Annotated in this window: 16 protein-coding genes and 1 riboswitch; of the genes, 1 reads left to right on the top strand and 15 read right to left on the bottom strand. The window is 60.8% G+C overall.

Annotation, left to right across the window (positions count from 1 at the left end):
- The 7 genes from AAC126_RS17890 to AAC126_RS17860 all read right to left on the bottom strand — a co-directional run.
- The coding region (locus tag AAC126_RS17890; protein WP_339855839.1) for an NAD(P)(+) transhydrogenase (Re/Si-specific) subunit beta at positions 1-1,143 on the bottom strand (1,143 nt) is incomplete at its 3' end.
- Between the two features lie 16 nt (positions 1,144-1,159).
- Positions 1,160-1,576, bottom strand: a complete 417-nt coding sequence (locus AAC126_RS17885; protein ID WP_339855838.1) for an NAD(P) transhydrogenase subunit alpha — start codon at positions 1,574-1,576, stop codon at positions 1,160-1,162.
- 2 nt (positions 1,577-1,578) lie between these two features.
- The gene (locus tag AAC126_RS17880; RefSeq protein ID WP_339855836.1) at positions 1,579-2,946 is read right to left on the bottom strand and encodes a Re/Si-specific NAD(P)(+) transhydrogenase subunit alpha; all 1,368 of its coding nucleotides are present in this window, start codon (positions 2,944-2,946) and stop codon (positions 1,579-1,581) included.
- A 93-nt stretch (positions 2,947-3,039) separates the two neighbouring features.
- Positions 3,040-3,714 carry a hypothetical protein gene (locus AAC126_RS17875; protein ID WP_339855834.1) on the bottom strand — a complete coding sequence of 225 codons (675 nt, stop codon included), beginning with the start codon at positions 3,712-3,714 and terminating at the stop codon, positions 3,040-3,042.
- Positions 3,711-4,148, bottom strand: coding sequence for a D-aminoacyl-tRNA deacylase (dtd, locus tag AAC126_RS17870; protein ID WP_339855832.1), 438 nt, complete (start codon positions 4,146-4,148; stop codon positions 3,711-3,713). The genes AAC126_RS17875 and dtd overlap by 4 nt, the downstream gene beginning before the upstream one ends.
- Positions 4,149-4,249: 101 nt before the next feature.
- Positions 4,250-5,611, bottom strand: a complete 1,362-nt coding sequence (locus AAC126_RS17865; protein ID WP_339855830.1) for a hypothetical protein — start codon at positions 5,609-5,611, stop codon at positions 4,250-4,252.
- A gap of 384 nt (positions 5,612-5,995) precedes the next feature.
- On the bottom strand, positions 5,996-6,505 hold the full coding sequence (locus AAC126_RS17860) for an Lrp/AsnC family transcriptional regulator (RefSeq protein ID WP_339855828.1): 510 nt from the start codon (positions 6,503-6,505) through the stop codon (positions 5,996-5,998).
- A gap of 152 nt (positions 6,506-6,657) precedes the next feature.
- Here AAC126_RS17860 and AAC126_RS17855 point away from each other — a divergent pair, with 152 nt between their 5' ends.
- On the top strand, positions 6,658-7,638 hold the full coding sequence (locus tag AAC126_RS17855) for a mitochondrial fission ELM1 family protein (protein WP_339855826.1): 981 nt from the start codon (positions 6,658-6,660) through the stop codon (positions 7,636-7,638).
- An 18-nt stretch (positions 7,639-7,656) separates the two neighbouring features.
- Here the strand turns inward: AAC126_RS17855 and AAC126_RS17850 are convergent, their stop codons facing one another.
- The 8 genes from AAC126_RS17850 to carA form a co-directional block, all read right to left on the bottom strand.
- Complete coding sequence (locus AAC126_RS17850; RefSeq protein ID WP_339855825.1) at positions 7,657-8,079, bottom strand: hypothetical protein; 423 nt, start codon at positions 8,077-8,079, stop codon at positions 7,657-7,659.
- 67 nt (positions 8,080-8,146) lie between these two features.
- Positions 8,147-8,674, bottom strand: a complete 528-nt coding sequence (locus tag AAC126_RS17845; RefSeq protein ID WP_339855824.1) for a PAS domain-containing protein — start codon at positions 8,672-8,674, stop codon at positions 8,147-8,149.
- Positions 8,675-8,759: 85 nt separating this feature from the next.
- Positions 8,760-9,290, bottom strand: a complete 531-nt coding sequence (locus AAC126_RS17840) for a PAS domain-containing protein (RefSeq protein ID WP_339855823.1) — start codon at positions 9,288-9,290, stop codon at positions 8,760-8,762.
- A gap of 105 nt (positions 9,291-9,395) precedes the next feature.
- On the bottom strand, positions 9,396-10,604 hold the full coding sequence (gene metZ, locus AAC126_RS17835) for an O-succinylhomoserine sulfhydrylase (protein ID WP_339855821.1): 1,209 nt from the start codon (positions 10,602-10,604) through the stop codon (positions 9,396-9,398).
- 148 nt (positions 10,605-10,752) lie between these two features.
- Positions 10,753-10,830: riboswitch (SAM riboswitch) on the bottom strand.
- Between the two features lie 70 nt (positions 10,831-10,900).
- Positions 10,901-11,533 (bottom strand): LysE family transporter, encoded by a 633-nt coding sequence (locus AAC126_RS17830; RefSeq protein ID WP_339855819.1) that lies wholly within the window; start codon positions 11,531-11,533, stop codon positions 10,901-10,903.
- Between the two features lie 145 nt (positions 11,534-11,678).
- Complete coding sequence (gene greA / locus AAC126_RS17825; protein WP_339855817.1) at positions 11,679-12,152, bottom strand: transcription elongation factor GreA; 474 nt, start codon at positions 12,150-12,152, stop codon at positions 11,679-11,681.
- Between the two features lie 97 nt (positions 12,153-12,249).
- Positions 12,250-15,507 (bottom strand): carbamoyl-phosphate synthase large subunit, encoded by a 3,258-nt coding sequence (gene carB, locus AAC126_RS17820; RefSeq protein WP_339855815.1) that lies wholly within the window; start codon positions 15,505-15,507, stop codon positions 12,250-12,252.
- Positions 15,508-15,515: 8 nt separating this feature from the next.
- Positions 15,516-16,733, bottom strand: coding sequence for a glutamine-hydrolyzing carbamoyl-phosphate synthase small subunit (gene carA, locus AAC126_RS17815; protein WP_339855813.1), 1,218 nt, complete (start codon positions 16,731-16,733; stop codon positions 15,516-15,518).
- Positions 16,734-16,870: the final 137 nt, after the last annotated feature.

Raw genomic sequence — 16,870 nt, 5'->3', positions numbered from 1 at the left:
GAAATCGCGGTTGATCTCTTCCAGTTCCAGCACGTCTTCATAGGGCACGTTGGCTTCCGCCAGCAGCACGTTCATGTGCCCCGGCATGCGGCCCGCGACCGGGTGGATGGCGTAGCGCACTTTCACGCCCTTTGCCTTCAGGATATCGCCCAGCTCCCGCAGGGCATGCTGTGCCTGCGCCACCGCCATGCCGTAGCCCGGCACGATGATGACGGAGGAGGCGTTCTCCATGATGAAGGCCGCATCGTCGGCGCTGCCGGATTTCACCGACTTGTCGCCACCGGGACCGCCCATCGCCGCCGCTGTGTCGCCGTCGGCACCGAAGCCGCCGAGGATCACGCTGAAGAAGGAGCGGTTCATGCCCTTGCACATGATGTAGCTGAGGATCGCGCCGGAGGAGCCGACAAGCGCCCCCGTGATGATCAGCAGCGAGTTGCCGAGGGTGAAGCCGATACCGCAGGCGGCCCAGCCGGAATAGGAGTTCAGCATCGAGATCACGACCGGCATGTCGGCGCCGCCGATCGGGATGATGATCAGGATGCCCAGCACCAGAGCGAGCACGAAGACGGCCCAGAAGGCGGCCGGGCTCTGGTCGATACAGAGCCAGAGAACCAGCACGACCATAAGCAGGCCGAGTGCCGCGTTCAGCGGATGCTGGCCGGAGAAGGTGACGGGTGCGCCGGACAGGATGCCCTGCAGCTTGCCGAAGGCGATGATCGAGCCGGTGAAGGTCACCGCACCGATGGCGAGGCCGACGGCCATTTCCACCAGAGAGCCGACGGCGATGTTACCGGGCGTGCCGATACCGTAGGCCTCGGGCCGGAAGAATGCGGCCGCGGCGACGAAACAGGCGGCGAGACCGACCAGGCTGTGGAAGGCCGCGACGAGCTGCGGCAGAGCCGTCATCTCGATCTTGCGGGCGATGAAGGCACCGATGGAGCCACCGATGACGATGCCGGCGAGGATGGTGCCGTAGCTCATCACTTCAGGCATGGCGACGGTGGTCAGGATGGCAATTACCATACCCGCGATGCCGAACATGTTGCCCTGTCGGGCACTGTCCGGCGAGCTGAGGCCCTTCAGCGCCATGATGAAGCAGACGCTGGAGATCAGGTAAAGGACGGCGGAGAGATTCTCGGTCATGTCTATATCCCCCGCCTCAGCGCTTTTTCTTGAACATGGAGAGCATGCGCTGCGTGACGATGAAGCCGCCGAAGATATTCACCGACGCCAGCACCACGGCACAGAAGCCCATGATCTGGGAAAAGTTCGTTTCCGCCGGACCGGCGGCGATCAGGGCGCCGACGATGATCACGGAGGAGATTGCGTTGGTCACGCCCATCAGCGGCGAATGCAGCGCCGGTGTGACCCGCCAGACGACGTAATAGCCGACGAAGCAGGCCAGGATGAAAACCGTGAAAAGCGAGATGAAGCTGTAGGGGCCGGAATGGGTGGCCTCTGCGACCTGGTGGGCGACCCCGCCCGCATCCGTTGCGAACTGGGCCATTTCTCCGGCCAGGCTCGCGGCCTGTTCGGCGAGGGCTTTCGCCTTCTGTTCAATCTGGGTGGCATCCATGGTCAGGCATCCCCCTCTTTATCGGAACCGGCTGCTGGTGCTGTCGCCGACGCTGCCGCTGAAGTCTCTGTCGAGGCTTTCGGCTTTGCGGGCGCCTTGGCGGTTTTCGCTGCTGGTTTGGCGGCTGTTTTCGGTGCCGCGGCCTTGCGCGGCTTGGCGGCGGCTTTCGCGGCAGGCTTTGCCGCCGGTTTCGCCGTGGTTTTTTCCGCCGCGACCGCCTGAACGGCCGGGTGCACGACCTTGCCGTCCTGGGTAATCAGCGAGCCTTTCACGATCTCGTCCTCGAGATTGATCTTCAGGCTCTTGGCTTCGGCATCATAAAGCGGCGTCAGGAAGTTCAGCACGTTCTTGGCATAAAGCGCGCTGGCATCGACGGCGATCCGGCTCGGCACGTTGGCATGGCCGACAATGGCGACGCCGTGCTTGCGCACCACTTTGCCATATTCGGAGAGCGGACAGTTGCCGCCCTGCTCGACGGCGAGATCGACGATCACCGAGCCCGGCTTCATCGTTTTCACCATCTCCTCGGTGATGAGCACCGGCGCCGGGCGTCCGGGAATCAGCGCCGTGCAGATGACGATATCCTGCTTCTTCAGCGTTTCCGCGATCAACTCCGCCTGCTTCTTCTTGTAGGCGTCACTCATTTCCTTGGCGTAACCGCCGGCGGTTTCCGCTTCCTTGAACTCCTCGTCCTCGACCGCGACGAAGGTGCCGCCGAGGCTTTCGACCTGCTCCTTGGAGGCCGGACGCACGTCAGTCGCCGAGACCACGGCGCCAAGGCGCTTGGCGGTGGCAATGGCCTGCAGACCGGCAACACCGGCGCCCATGACGAGAACACGGGCCGGCGGCACGGTGCCGGCAGCGGTCATCATCATCGGGAAGGCGCGGCCGAACTCGTTGCAGGCATCCAGCACGGATTTGTAGCCGGCGAGGTTTGCCTGGCTGGAGAGCACGTCCATGCTCTGCGCCCGGGTGATCCGGGGGACCATTTCCAGCGCGAAGGTGGTGATCTTCTTGGCCGCAAGCGCATCGATCAGCGCCCGGTCCTTGTAAGGCTCCATCAGCGAGATCAGGGTCGCGCCGCTTTTCATCAGCGCGATCTCGTCCGCTTCGTTTGCAACCTCGCCGCCGGGGCCGATGGGTTTGCGGACCTTGAGCACGATATCCGCGCTGCCGAGCGCATCTTTCGCGGTCTTGACGATCTTCGCACCTGCGGCCTCGAGAGCTGCGTCCGTGAAGGCCGCGCTCAGACCCGCGCCACTTTCGATGGCAACATCGAAGCCCATGGCGACGTATTTCTTGATTGTATCCGGCGATGCGGCGACGCGCGCCTCGTATGGTCGCCTTTCTTTAGCGATGCCGATTTTCATTCGCGTTTCTCCTGTACGTTCCGCGATCGTTCTCTCGCAGGGCCGACGAAGGCCGAGAGTGCCGCGCTGCAGTAATCATGGCAAGTGCCGGTCTTATCGGATGGTGGATTGTCGCCGGTTTACTTCGACCGTGGCGCGATCCCCCGCCCGACGGTCGGTGACAATGCGGAATGCCTTCTTGCATTGCGGGTCGAGCAGGATCAGTCCCTGCGCCTTGGACTGCTTGCTCTGGCATTCCTGTTTAAGCCGCGTCTCGATTTCGTTCCAGGCGTCGGTGATCCATTGGGCTTCCGCAGCATAATATGTGTCACGTTCAGGGATTGTATCAAACAGGTTGCGTTGCAGCCGCATACGAACCCATGCCGGATAGTCGCCGGGGGGCGCGCTTTCGTCCGGTTTCGGATACGGCGCGAAAGCCGGATCGACAGCACCCGTGAGGGCGAGGCGCTCGGCAAGTTTGTCGGTCCTGTTGGTGTGCACGGCCTTGCGCTGCCGGAAAAAACCATCTCCGAAACAGTCGATGACCGGGTTTCTGCCATACTCATGGAGCGCGACGAGCCGTGGCGTGGTCAGGGTGAGAGGCGGCGCTTTTCCGCCAGTGATGGTGCAGCGCTGACCGGTCGGCACCGTGTCCACCAGGGTCAGCGGCAGGGTGTCGCCCCGTTTCGGATTTGGCGGGAACGATCCGCTCGGTGGTGGCTGGTTGCTGCAAGCCGTAACAAGAAAGAGCACGGCGGCAAGGCTGGCCATGGTCCGGAAATTCATCATGCGGCGCTGTCCAGCCAGATCGTGACCGGCCCGTCATTGATCAGGGAAACCTTCATGTTTGCTCCGAAGCGTCCGGTTTCGACCGGCAGCCCCGCTGCTTTCAGGCATGCACCGAAATGCGCGACGAGGGAATTCGCCAGTTCCGGCGCGGCGGCACCAATGAAGCTCGGCCTGTTGCCCTTGCGTGTGTCGGCGGCAAGGGTGAATTGCGAGACAACCAGCACGCTGCCGCCGATATCAACGACGGAACGGTTCATCTTGCCATCCTCGTCCTGGAAAATCCGGAGTTTCGCGGTCTTGCCGGCCAACCGTTCGGCTTCGGCCTGCCCGTCGCCCTCGACAGCGCAGACCAGCGCCAGCAGACCGGGGCCGATTTCTCCAACCGTGCCGCCGTCAACCCGAACGGCGGCTTCACTCACTCTTTGCAACAGCACGCGCAAAACATCCCCCGTTCCGCGATCCTCATGCTCAATATAGGGGGGGACGTCGGATTCGTCATAGCAAGTGTTTTAGGTGTTGATTTTCCGATTAGCTGTTAGCATTTTCCAAATGCGACTACGCCGCCATTTTGATTGATTGTTTTCAGATAATCAGTCTGTGCTACCAGTACAGCGTCACCGATAGATTCGACACCGTCAAGTGTATCGGAAACGGCTTTGAGTTGGCTTGTTATTCTGTCGGAGATCGTTTGTATCTTTCGAGATACGAGCAACGCTTCAGCTTTTAATTCCAGCATTTTGTTGCGAAGATAATCGTTTGTTGAGCTGTCGGTGTTTGATTGTATTCGAATATTCTGTTCGGCGACTGCTTTGTCTGCGTTGAAGGCAGGGTCTTTACATGTATCAAGCTGTTTTGATGCTTCTTCCTGGTACGATGTAATTTCGGTTCTGAAGAGACTAAGTGCATTATCGGGGTTAGTTTTGGGGCGTTTATCGGTTAATGCGACGGATATTCGTGCGGCCTCCTCGATGACATCTTTAACGGAGGAGGCGTAGGTTGCGGATGCAGTCGGTGATTGCCCTTCGATTTCGGGCTTTCCCGCGCGAAGCTGTTGAGCCGACTCGCGCACGAGAGTTTGCGCTTCTTGAGGATCTGTCTCCATATCCATGAGCTTCCGGGTCGTGGCCAGTTTGGCAAGGACCCGATTTGCGGCTTCAATGCCTGGATCAGTGACCGTTTTGATGGAATCGTTTGCTTCCTCGAACGCGGCATATGCGGAGCACATGTCCTCGTAGGTCATCGTGTCCTTGATTGCCGCTTCGACCGAATATTTCTCGATATCGAACGCCTGACCCTTTGTCACTATCTGTTGATAGACATCCTGCCGACGCTTGTCGATACCGGCAGTGATCACCTGCGTTGCGAGATTCTGGAACATTTCCTGATTATATTCAGCCCGTGTGCCGCTAAGAATTCCCGAGGCGGCGGAGAGTGAACGAGCGGTCGCGGTTGCCGTAAATAGACCGCCGAGAATACCCGCGGCGGTAGCTGCCGAACCAAGAATGAAGTTGGATGAGCTGCGTACGCGTTGAATGTAGCGCTTATAGATTTCGCATCTTTGATTCGCCGCAGCGAGTATGCGCTCCTGAACCCGGTTCCGCCGCTCTCTTAGATTTCCATACTTGTAAAACGCGGCGAAAGCACGATCGAGCCTGCTCGAGTCTGATTTATTGGTGCCATCGCCCTCTTTTCCGCGGTTGGCTTTGTTGTCGGGATCAAGCAGGTCAGCCAGTTCGATCGGCGCGAACTTGTCCGTTTCAATAACCGGGTTTGCGCCAACCAGGGTGACTCGACTATCGACCCAGCCATTGCTCGTCGCGAAATCGGGACTGCAGGAACTTGTGCCCAGAATGAAGCAAATAGCCAACGCCAGTCGATTGGTGCTCGGACTTCTCATTGCCAGTGCTCCCTCGCATCAAGTCGGTCTCAATTATCAATTATAAATAGCAATAAAACATCTGCAATATTTTGTTGAAAATGCGAATTTACTAGGGATTTTATGGGGGCTCACAGTGTGCGGGCTTGAGTGTTTTGAGGGCCGCCAATTCAAGTGCAGAGCGTGACTAAGGTGCTGCCGAATTCATTGAAGGATCGCACTGTCGACGGCATCTGACAGCCGGCCAAGTTGCCCGAAAGCGGAACACCCGGCCTCCGTGAATGGCGGTCGAGGGCGGTTTACTAATGAGTTTTAAGGGTTATTCGTGTATCGGTAGTGTGCGGTTGTTTGACGTGGTTTGCTGGGGGTGATTTTCCGCATCGCCGGGCTGCGGTTAGGGCGCGTTCAGTCCTCGACGTCGTCATCCTCGTCATCTTCGACATCCACCTCGACCGGCACGCCGGGCAATTGCTTGCGGGTGCGGAAAGACAGCGCGGTCTTCACGTGGGAGACGTTCGGTGCCGGGGTGAGGCGGGTGGTCAGGAATTTCTGGAAGGTGTCCCAATCCTTGGCGACCACCTTCAGCAGGAAGTCGGTCTCCCCGGACAGCATGTGGCACTCGCGCACCTCGGGCCAGTCCTCGACCATTTCCTCGAAGGCGACCAGATCGTCCTCGGCCTGGCTGTTCAGGCCGACGAAAGCGAAGATCGTGACCTTGTAGCCGAGCGCCTCCGGATTGACGTCCGCGTGGTAGCCGCGAATGAAACCGGCCTCTTCGAGCGCACGCACGCGCCGCAGGCATGGCGGCGCCGAGATACCGGCGCGATTCGCAAGATCCACGTTGGTCATGCGCCCGTTATCCTGCAGATCGCGAAGGATGCGCCGGTCGATACGGTCGAGTTTGACGCGCCGCATGGCGGATGACTCCTGGTTCGATTGATTGGCCGGCAGCGGAAGGTTTCCCTTGCCGGATATTGCAGTGCAGAATAAAGCAAATCGGATCGTTTGCGCAAGATTGTTACACCTCCTTGTCATATTCGTGCGCAAATATTGTGGTGGAGTATTTTATGGGTTTGCCGGCGGATATGTCGGCCTGGGTCGTCAGTGACGGAACCCGGGGCATGGAGGTGCAGTCGATCGCGCTCGCACGGGCGCTCGGCATTGAACCCGTGATCAAGCGTATCCGCCCGTCCCCGCTGCTGCGCGCCTTTCCGGCATGGGGACGGTGCCGGATGATCCCGCCGAGCGCGGGGGGCGACCAACTCACGCCGCCCTGGCCGGATCTTGTTATCGGGTGCGGGCGCCGCAATGCGGGCGCGGTGCTTTCGATGAAGGCGCGGTCCGGCGGGCACAGCTTTGCCGTACAGATCCAGGATCCGCGAATCGACCCGACGCATTTCGATGCCCTGATTGTTCCGGAACACGATCCGGCGCGGGGCGGCAATGTGATTGTGACCACGGCCTCCCTGAACGGCCTCGCATCCCTTGACCTGCGTGCCGAGGCGAAGCGCTTCGACCGGCTTGTTCTGCCTTTGCCCGGCCCGCGCGTGCTGGTCGCGGTGGGCGGGGCGACACGGCGGCAAAAAGTCGAGGACGCGCTGGCGGACCGGTTTATCGGCCATCTGGAAAAGCTGATCGACGGCGGATGCGGCCTGATGATCACCGCCTCCCGGCGGACACCGGAGCGTCTGGTCCAGGCGCTTGCCGAGCTGGGAGAGGAAGAAGCGGCGGCCTGTTTCTGGAATGGCGAGGGGGAAAACCCCTATTTCGGCTTCATGGGCGCGGCGGATGCGATTGTGGTGACGTCCGATTCCGTGAATATGGTCTCGGAGGCCTGCTCTTCCGGGAAAGGCGTCTATATCGCCGATCTGCTGGCTCCGGCCGGACGGATTGCGGTGTTTCACGAGAATTTGCGGAAGCGCGGGCTGACACGGCCGTTCGACGGGTATGTGGAGCCGTTCCTTTATGAGCCGTTACAGGATGCCGAAGCGGCTGCGGCGCGGGTGGGGGCCATGCTGGAAGGCCATCTGGAACGGCGCAGCCGCTGATGCTCGCAAAAGTACAGCTTAATCCAGCGTGCAGTATGCGCTCACCTTGCTGTTTACGATTTCAGCTTCCGTAAAACCGATGGCACGATAGAAGGCCCGGGCACCCGCGTTCTCTTCCCGGATAACAGGGCGGATTGTTTGGAAGTTCAGCCGTTGCAGCCGTTGCCGCCGTTGCCGCCGTTGCCGCATTTCAGTGAAGAGGGATTTGCCGACACCGCGTTGAGGCCGGTTCAGGCTCACGAAAGTGCTGATATCGCATCGTGCCGGGAGGTCCGGATCGGGCAGGCAGTCCTGTATGCCAAGCAGGGCGCCGGAGGTATCGTCGGTCGCTGCCAGATAGACGGAACGGGCGGGTAGTGTCCGGATGAAGCTTTGCTGGTCCGGTATGGTCATGATCCCGGTGATGGCTGTGAGCCCACCGTCCGCGATAATTGGATTCATCAGATCCGTGATGGCCCAGCATCCAGAGGCTGCACAGCACGGATCTGATAATCGCTTCTGGCTGTTGTCATGTTGCCGTTTCGTTTGGGCGGGGCACGGCGATGCCGAGGATATGATCGATATTTTCCCGGTCGCTCGCCAGAGGGAACAGTCCGCGCCAGATATTGATCTGGTCGATCCTGTCATGGGGCACGGCGCCAACCCAGAAAGTGGGCGCTTTTTCCTGCACGGTCATGTTGAAGCTGTCGAGCATGAAGCGCCGTTCGGTTTTTGCAAATATCTCCGAAGCGAGCTTCCCTGTGGGGTCTCGTCCGACAAGGGAGACATTGCTGGTTCCGTTCAACCTGTACCGATAGTCGAGTGTGCTGTCCGGTGCCCGGATCACGTCCACCAGGAACACCCAGGGAAGGACTTTTCTGGGGACGGCCTCCGGCTTGAAATCGGTCCGGGCCGGAAGGGCGGGTTCCATGATCAGTCCGCGCCAGAACTGGTAGGCGGTTCTGGTCAGCGAGTCCTCGGGGACTTCGTCCAGCGTCACGCGCTTGAGGAAGAGAAACTCAGGTCGCTTAAGGCTATGGTGACCGGGATGGGCCATCGCTGCCCTCCTGATTGCTCTCCGGTTTTTTGCGGACGGTTGAGTCAAGGATAGTCCAAAATCAGGGCAAGTCTATTTTCCGGCGTTACTCCTTGTCCTGCGCCAGATAGCGCGGCTCCCCGATGCCGAGGATCATATCGACAGTTTTTCTGTCACTTGCCAGCGGGAATATGCCCCGCCAGACGGCAACGGCTTCAAGACGGGCGTGCGGTACGCCGGCTTTCCAGAATGAAGGACTGCCCTGACGCACGACCGCGTCGAGACTGTCGTTGAGATAGCGGAGGGCCGGTGTTGTGAAAAATTCCGTATTCATGCGGCCGGTCGGATCGAAACCGATCATCGCGACGGTGCTTGTGCCCATCAGCTTGCAGCGATAGTCGAGGGTGCCATCGTCATGCCGCACGACCTCATGCAGAAAGACCCAGGGCATGATCTTGCGGGGGACGTCCGATGCATCGAAGTCGCTTCTGGCGGGAAGATCCGGCTCCGGAGTCAGCCCCCGCCAGAATTTATGAGCCATCCGGACGAGTGAGCGCTCGGGCAAATCTTCAAGCGCGATCCTGTCGGCGAACAGGAACGGGCTTTTGCTGAAGGCTGGCTGTTCCGGACGGGCCATTTCGTGCCCCCTGATTGCGCTCACTTCATTCTTAATTTTATCTAAATGGTAAACTAATTGCCGTTAAAGTCCATGCAATGGTTGCTGAAAAAATGTATCTGGCACTCAAAGGTCGCTGAGTGCCGCCTTGAAATCCGCGATCAGATCCGCACCGTTTTCGATCCCGGCGGAGATCCGCACCAGTCCCTGGCCGATGCCGAGTGCCTGACGGTCAGCCTCTTCCATCGCCCGATGCGTGGTCGTGTAGGGGTGGGTGATCAGGCTCTTGGTGTCGCCGAGATTATTCGAGATATCGACGATCTTGAGGCCGTTCAGCAGTTTGAAGGCTGCCTCCTTGCCGCCCTTTACGTCGAACGAAACCAGCGTGCCGAAACCGCTCATTTGTTTCGCCGCCAGTGCATGCTGCGGATGGGAGGCGAGACCCGGATAGATCACCCGCGAAATGGCGGCATGGCTTTCCAGGAATTCGGCGATGGCCAGTGCGTTCTCGGACTGACGGCGGACCCGGAGGTCGAGGGTCTCGAGGCCTTTCAGCAGGACCCAGGCATTGAACGGGCTGAGACAGCCGCCGGTATGACGCATGAAGGGTTCGAGGTAATCCTTGCGGAATTCATTCGAGCAAAGCACCGCGCCGCCGAGGGTGCGGCCCTGACCGTCGATATGCTTGGTGCCGGAATAGACCGAGATATCGGCGCCGAGCCGGATCGGCTGTTGCAGGATCGGGGTGGAGAAGACGTTATCGACGACGACCCGGGCACCGGCCTGTCTGGCGATGGCGACGACGGCCGGGATATCGATGATCTCAAGCGTCGGGTTGGACGGGGTTTCGAAGAAGAACACCTTGGTGTTCGGCTTGACCGCATCTTTCCACTGGCCGATGTCGGTGCCGTCGACCAGCGTCGCCTCGATGCCGTATTTCGGGAAGATTTTGGTCAGGATGTGATGGCAGGAGCCAAACAGGGCGCGAGCCGCGACCACGTGATCTCCGCTTTGGAGCTGGCAGATCAGGGCGGCCCAGACCGCCGCCATGCCGCTTGCCGTGGCGAAACAGGTCTCCGCATCCTCCAGCAGCGCCATCCGGTCTTCGAACATCTGGACCGTCGGGTTGCCGTAGCGGGAGTAGACGAAGCCGTCTTCCTCGCCATTGAAGCGGGCCTCGGCCGATTCCGGACTGTCATAGACATAGCCGGAGGTGAGGAACAGGGCTTCTGATGTTTCGCCGAATTCGGACCGGTTGGTGCCGCCGCGTACCAGGCGGGTTTCCAGATTCCAGTCGGCGGCTTCGGTGAAGGCGGGGTTGATCTTGTCGGACATGGGTCTGCTCCTTGGTCTCTGATCGGGCCCACGGGAGCATGCCCCGTGGCGCTTTAGCACTTGGTGACGCGGATGCAAGCTGCCCTCAAATCCCGCGAGTCCGATAAGCTGGACCAGGCCTGAAACAAAAAATCCGTCGCGGCGGCGCCGGACGGATCGAAATCCCTCTTTAGCCGCATTTTTAAAGCGCCCGCAATCTGAGTCTCAAATCGGCGCTGAGGTCTGAAATAGACGAGGGCGGCAGGGCCTGTCAAGCGCGCTGCCGTCCCGTATGCCGTCCTGCCGGCTTTAGGATATCAGGTCCGGCTGGTGATCAGCTTGTAGCTGGCGAAGCAGAAGAAGCAGCCGAGGGCGCCGTCGATCCAGCGCCGCGCCTTGCCGTAGGCGGCGACCATCGGTGCCGTCGAGAAAGCAAGGGCATAGCCGAGATGGCCGAGCACCGAGAGGAGGGAGGTGCCGGCCACGACCACGGCGCCGACCCAGAAGGGGGCATCCGCACCCATGGCAAGCGACATGATGGCGATCCAGGTCAGCGCCGCTTTCGGATTGGTCATCTGGATCAGCAGCCCGCGCTGAAAATAGCCGAATGACGATTTCTGATGCGCGACGGCGCGGACGGTCACGGCGTTCGCCGACAGGGCCGAGCGGAAGGCCTTGAAGGCCAGCCAGAGCAGATAGGCGGCGCCGGCGATCTTGATGCCGGTCATCAGGGACGCATAGAGAGCGATAAGGGCCGTCAGGCCGAACAGGGTCATCAGCCCCCAGAGGAACGAGCCGGAAGCAATCCCGAAAGCGAGCGCCATGCCGGACTTTCTGTCAGTCGACATCGAGGTGCCGATCACCGCGAGGATATTGGGTCCGGGGCTCAATATGCCGAGGCCGAACGCGCCATAGGCGAGCAAAATTCCGGTCAGGTAAGTCTCGGTCATTCTATTGCCTCCGCGAGTACAGTTCATCTTTCATCGTAGTGTGTTCGCGGTTGTCTGCAACGGGGATTAGCAAATCGGTTTGGCAAAAAGAAAAGGGAGCCCGAAACGGGCTCCCTTTTCATGTCGTTCCAGTACCGTGCCGGAATTACATCACGGCGATGCTGAGGATCTCGTAGCTTTTCGCACCGCGCGGTGTTGCCACCTCGGCGCTGTCCCCGACCCGTTTGCCGATCAGCGCGCGGGCGATCGGGGAAGAGGTCGAGATAAAGCCCTTCGAAATGTCGGTCTCGTAGGGGCCGACAATGGTGAAGGTTTGCTCTTCGTCCGTATCTTCATCCGCGACCTTGATAATGGTCCCGAAGGTTACCGTTTCGCCGCCGAGCTTGGCTGTGTCGATGACGTCGGCGCGGCTGGTCGCGTCCTCAAGCTCGAGGATGCGGCCTTCGATGAAGCTCTGGCGCTCGCGCGCGGAATGATATTCGGCATTCTCTGAAAGATCGCCGTGTTCGCGCGCTTCCGAAATGGCCTTGATAATCTCATAGCGCTCCACAGTTTTAAGCTGCTTCAGCTCTGTCTTGAGGCGATCAAAACCCTGCGCCGTCATCGGGACTTTTTCCATTAAACCGACCTCGGATTCTCACTCAATAAGCTCATAAAATGGCGACCTGCTCTCCCAAGCAAGAGTCACCGGTGGCGTCCGGTCCTACCGCCGGCCGTCAAAACGATCCGCTTAGATAGGATTGCAACGGTGCCACTTCAAGGCGACCGGCCCGCATTGCTTTCATTGCCTGAACAGCGGCCCGGGCACCTTCAACCGTCGTATAATACGGAATATTGTGGGTCAGCGCGGTCTGACGCAAGCTGAAACTGTCCGAGATCGCCTGCGCCCCGCCGGTCGTGTTGAAGACCAGATCGACGTGTCCGGAGAGCATGTTGTCGACGATATGCGGACGGCCCTCGAGGACTTTCTTGGTCCGGTCGACATGCAGGCCGGCTTCTTTCAGGGCATTCGCCGTGCCTTCGGTGGCCAGCAGCAGATAACCCATTTTCACAAGATCGGCGGACAGCTTGATGATCTCCGCCTTGTCTTCGTCGCGGACGGAGACGAACACCGTGCCGGATGCCGGCAGGTGCGTGCTCGCCGCCATCTGGCTCTTGGCGAAGGCGCGGCCGAAATCCTTGTCGATGCCCATGACTTCGCCGGTCGACTTCATTTCCGGGCCGAGGATGACATCGACGCCCGGGAACCGGTTGAACGGGAAGACAGCTTCCTTCACCGCGACATGGTCCGGCATTTTCGTCGGCAGCGGGAAGTCGGCGAGTTTCTCGCCTGCCATGACGCGGCTGGCGATCTTGGCGATCGGCACGCCGGTCGCCTTGGCGACGAACGGCACCGTGCGGCTGGCCCGCGGATTGACCTCGAGGATGAAGACCTCGCCGTCCTTGACCGCGAACTGGGTGTTCATCAGGCCGACGACCTTCAGACCTTCGGCCAGAAGTGTCGACTGCCTGCGGATTTCCTGGATTACAGCTTCCGGCAGGCTCTGCGGCGGCAGGGAGCAGGCGCTGTCACCGGAATGGATCCCGGCTTCCTCGATATGCTCCATGATGCCGGCGATATAGACATCAGTGCCGTCGGAGAGGCAATCCACATCGACCTCGACGGCGCTGCGCAGGAAGCTGTCGACCAGTACCGGATTCTTGCCCGAGACGACGACGGCTTTTTCCATGTAGCGGCGGAGGTGGGACGGCTCGTGCACGATCTCCATGCCCCGGCCGCCCAGCACGTAGGACGGGCGGATGACAACCGGATAGCCGATGTCGCGGGCGATGGCCTCGGCTTCCTCGACGGTAAAGGCGGTGCCGTTCGCCGGCTGGCGCAGGCCAAGATCGTTCAGCAGTGCCTGGAAACGCTTGCGGTCCTCGGCAAGATCGATGGCGTCCGGTGAGGTGCCGAGGATCGGAATGCCCGCATCCTCGAGCGCCTGGGAGAGCTTCAGCGGTGTCTGCCCGCCAAGCTGTACGATGACGCCCTTCACGGTGCCGTTGGACTGCTCCTTGCGGACCAGCTCGATCACGTCCTCGGCGGTCAGCGGCTCGAAATAGAGCCGGTCCGAGGTGTCGTAGTCGGTCGAGACGGTTTCCGGGTTGCAGTTGACCATGATGGTCTCATAGCCGGCCTCGGACAGCGCATAGGCAGCATGGACGCAGCAATAGTCGAACTCGATGCCCTGACCGATCCGGTTCGGGCCGCCACCGAGAATAACGATCTTTTCCGCATCGGTAGGCTCGGACTCGCATTCCGGTTCTTCGAAGCCGTTGCTCTCGTAACAGGAATACATGTAGGGCGTGGGCGACGGGAATTCGCCGGCGCAGGTGTCGATGCGCTTGTAGACCGGGCGGATATTCAGCGCGTGACGGGCTGCGGTAACGTCGGCCTCGTCCGTGCCGGTCAGCTCGCCGAGCCGGGCGTCGGAGAAGCCCATCTTCTTCAGACGGGCGAAATCCTTCGCCTGGGTCGGCAGACCGGCTTCGCGGACTTCCGCCTCGACCGCGACAATATCCTCGATATGACGCAGGAACCACGGATCGAAGTGGCAGGCATTCTGGATTTCCTGCAGCGAGAGGCCGACCCGGAAGGCCTGGGCGACACGTAGCAACCGGTCCGGCGTCTGCTCGCTCAGGGCAGCCAGCACCCGGTCGTGGCCAACACCGTCACTGTCGATGCCCGGCATGTCCACTTCGTTGAGACCGGTCAGGCCGGTCTCCATGGAGCGCAGCGCTTTTTGCAGGCTCTCGGGGAAACTCCGGCCGATCGACATGGCCTCGCCGACCGACTTCATCGCCGTGCTCAGCAGCGGCACCGCGTTCGGGAATTTCTCGAAAGTGAAGCGCGGGATCTTGGTGACGACATAATCGATGGTCGGCTCGAAGCTCGCCGGGGTCGCGCCGCCGGTGATGTCGTTGCTGAGCTCGTCCAGCAGATAGCCGACGGCCAGCTTCGCCGCGATCTTCGCGATCGGGAAGCCCGTTGCCTTGGAGGCCAGCGCGGAGGAGCGGGAAACGCGCGGGTTCATCTCGATGACGATGAGCCGTCCGTTCTCCGGGTTGACCGCGAACTGGACGTTGGAGCCGCCGGTCTCGACACCGATCTCGCGCAGGACCGCGAGGGAGGCGTCGCGCATCCGCTGATATTCCTTGTCGGTCAGCGTCAGGGCCGGGGCGACAGTGATGCTGTCGCCGGTATGGACACCCATCGGATCGACGTTTTCGATGGAGCAGATGATGATGCAATTGTCCGCCTTGTCGCGGACAACTTCCATCTCGTACTCCTTCCAGCCGAGGACACTTTCCTCGACCAGCACGGAGCTGACCGGGGAGGCGCGCAGGCCGTTCCGGATGATCTGCTCGTATTCCTCGACATTGTAGGCCACGCCGCCGCCTTCGCCGCCAAGGGTGAAGGACGGGCGCATGATGGCCGGCAGGCCGACATGGGACAGCGCGTCCATTGCTTCCTCGACCGTATGGACGAGGCTGGAACGCGGGGAATCGAGGCCGATCTTGTCCATCGCCTCGCGGAACAGCAGCCGGTCTTCCGCCTTCTCGATGGCTTCCAGCTTGGCGCCGATCAGCTCGACATCGTATTTATCGAGCGTGCCGTCCTTGGAGAGCGCAATCGCCGTGTTCAGCGCGGTCTGTCCGCCCATGGTCGGCAGCAGCGCGTCCGGGCGCTCTTTCTCGATGACGCGGGCGACCATCTCGGGCGTGATCGGCTCGATATAGGTGGCGTCGGCAAGTCCCGGATCGGTCATGATCGTGGCCGGGTTCGAGTTTACCAGGATGACCCGGTATCCCTCTTCCTTCAGGGCCTTGCAGGCCTGAGCGCCGGAATAGTCGAACTCGCAGGCCTGACCGATGATGATCGGGCCGGCCCCGATGATCATGATGGACTGGATATCTGTACGTTTGGGCATGGCGCCGCTCAGCTTTCCTTGTCGATCAGATCGACAAACCGTTGGAAGAGATAATGGCTGTCCTTCGGCCCGGGGGAGGCTTCGGGGTGATGTTGTACGGAGAAGACCGGGCGGCCCGTCAGGCGGATGCCCTCGATGGTGCCGTCAAAGAGTGAGCGGTGGGTGATCTCCACACCCTCCGGCAGGCTGCCTTCGCTGATGACGAAGCCATGGTTCTGCGAGGTGATCTCGACCTTGCCGGTGGTCAGGTCCTTCACCGGATGGTTCGCGCCACGGTGGCCCTGATGCATCTTCTCTGTCTTGGCGCCGAGGGACAGGGCCAGCATCTGGTGGCCGAGGCAGATGCCGAAGACCGGCTTGCCGCTCTCCACCAGCTTGCTGATTTCGGCGACCGCGTATTTCCCGGTCGCGGCCGGATCGCCCGGGCCATTGGCAAGGAAAATACCGTCCGGCTCATGCGCCATGATCTCTTCGGCCGTCGCATTGGCCGGGACCACGGTGACCTTGCATCCGAGGCTGGAGAGGTTGCGCAGGATGTTCCGCTTGGCGCCGAAATCCATCGCCACGACATGGCGTTTGATCTCGGGCTCTACCTCGAAGCTGTCTTCGCCATTGATGCCGTCGCGGGCGAATGCCCAGGTGCCTTCGCGCCACTGATAGGTCTGCCGGCAGGAAACCTGGATCGCCAGATCCATGCCTTCGAGACCCGGCCAGTCCTGCGTCTTCTGCCAGAGAGCATCCAGATCGAACACGCCGTCCGGAGCATGCACGAGGCAGCCGGTGGGCGCGCCGCCGTCGCGGATGCGCCGGGTCAGGCGCCGCGTGTCGACACCGCTGATGCCCGGCAGGTCGAAGCTTTTCAGCCAGTCGTCGAAATGCCGTTCGGCGCGATAATTCGAAGGTTCCGTCAGATCGGCGCGCAGCACCAGGCCGAGGGCGGCCGGCGTGGTCGTCTCGACATCCATTGAATTGGCGCCGACATTGCCGATATGGGGGAATGTAAAGGTGATGATCTGACCAGCATAGGACGGATCGGTCATGATCTCCTGGTAGCCTGTCAGCGAGGTGTTGAAGCAGACTTCGCCGATGCGGGCTGTGGCTGCACCCAATCCTCGGCCCCAGAACAGAGTGCCATCCGCCAGCATCAGAACGGCGGTTGCGCCGTCCGGCTTGGCGACGGAGGAGAAGTCGGGTTTAGCGTGATCGGTGGTCGCAGGCTGCGCCATTGCGAATATCCCTCGTGAATCGCTGCGGTTCCGGCACACGTGAACCGCGGAAGATTGTATGGGGTTTCCGCTTGCTCGACAGTTAAATGTCAATTCAGGCCAGGCCGGGCGCTTCGGTGGCGCTTTGATAAAGAATG

The organism is uncultured Nisaea sp., assembly GCF_963974195.1.
GTDB lineage: Bacteria > Pseudomonadota > Alphaproteobacteria > Thalassobaculales > Thalassobaculaceae > Nisaea.
Note: the sequence above shows the minus strand (reverse complement) of the source record. Positions and strands in the feature narration are given on the sequence as shown.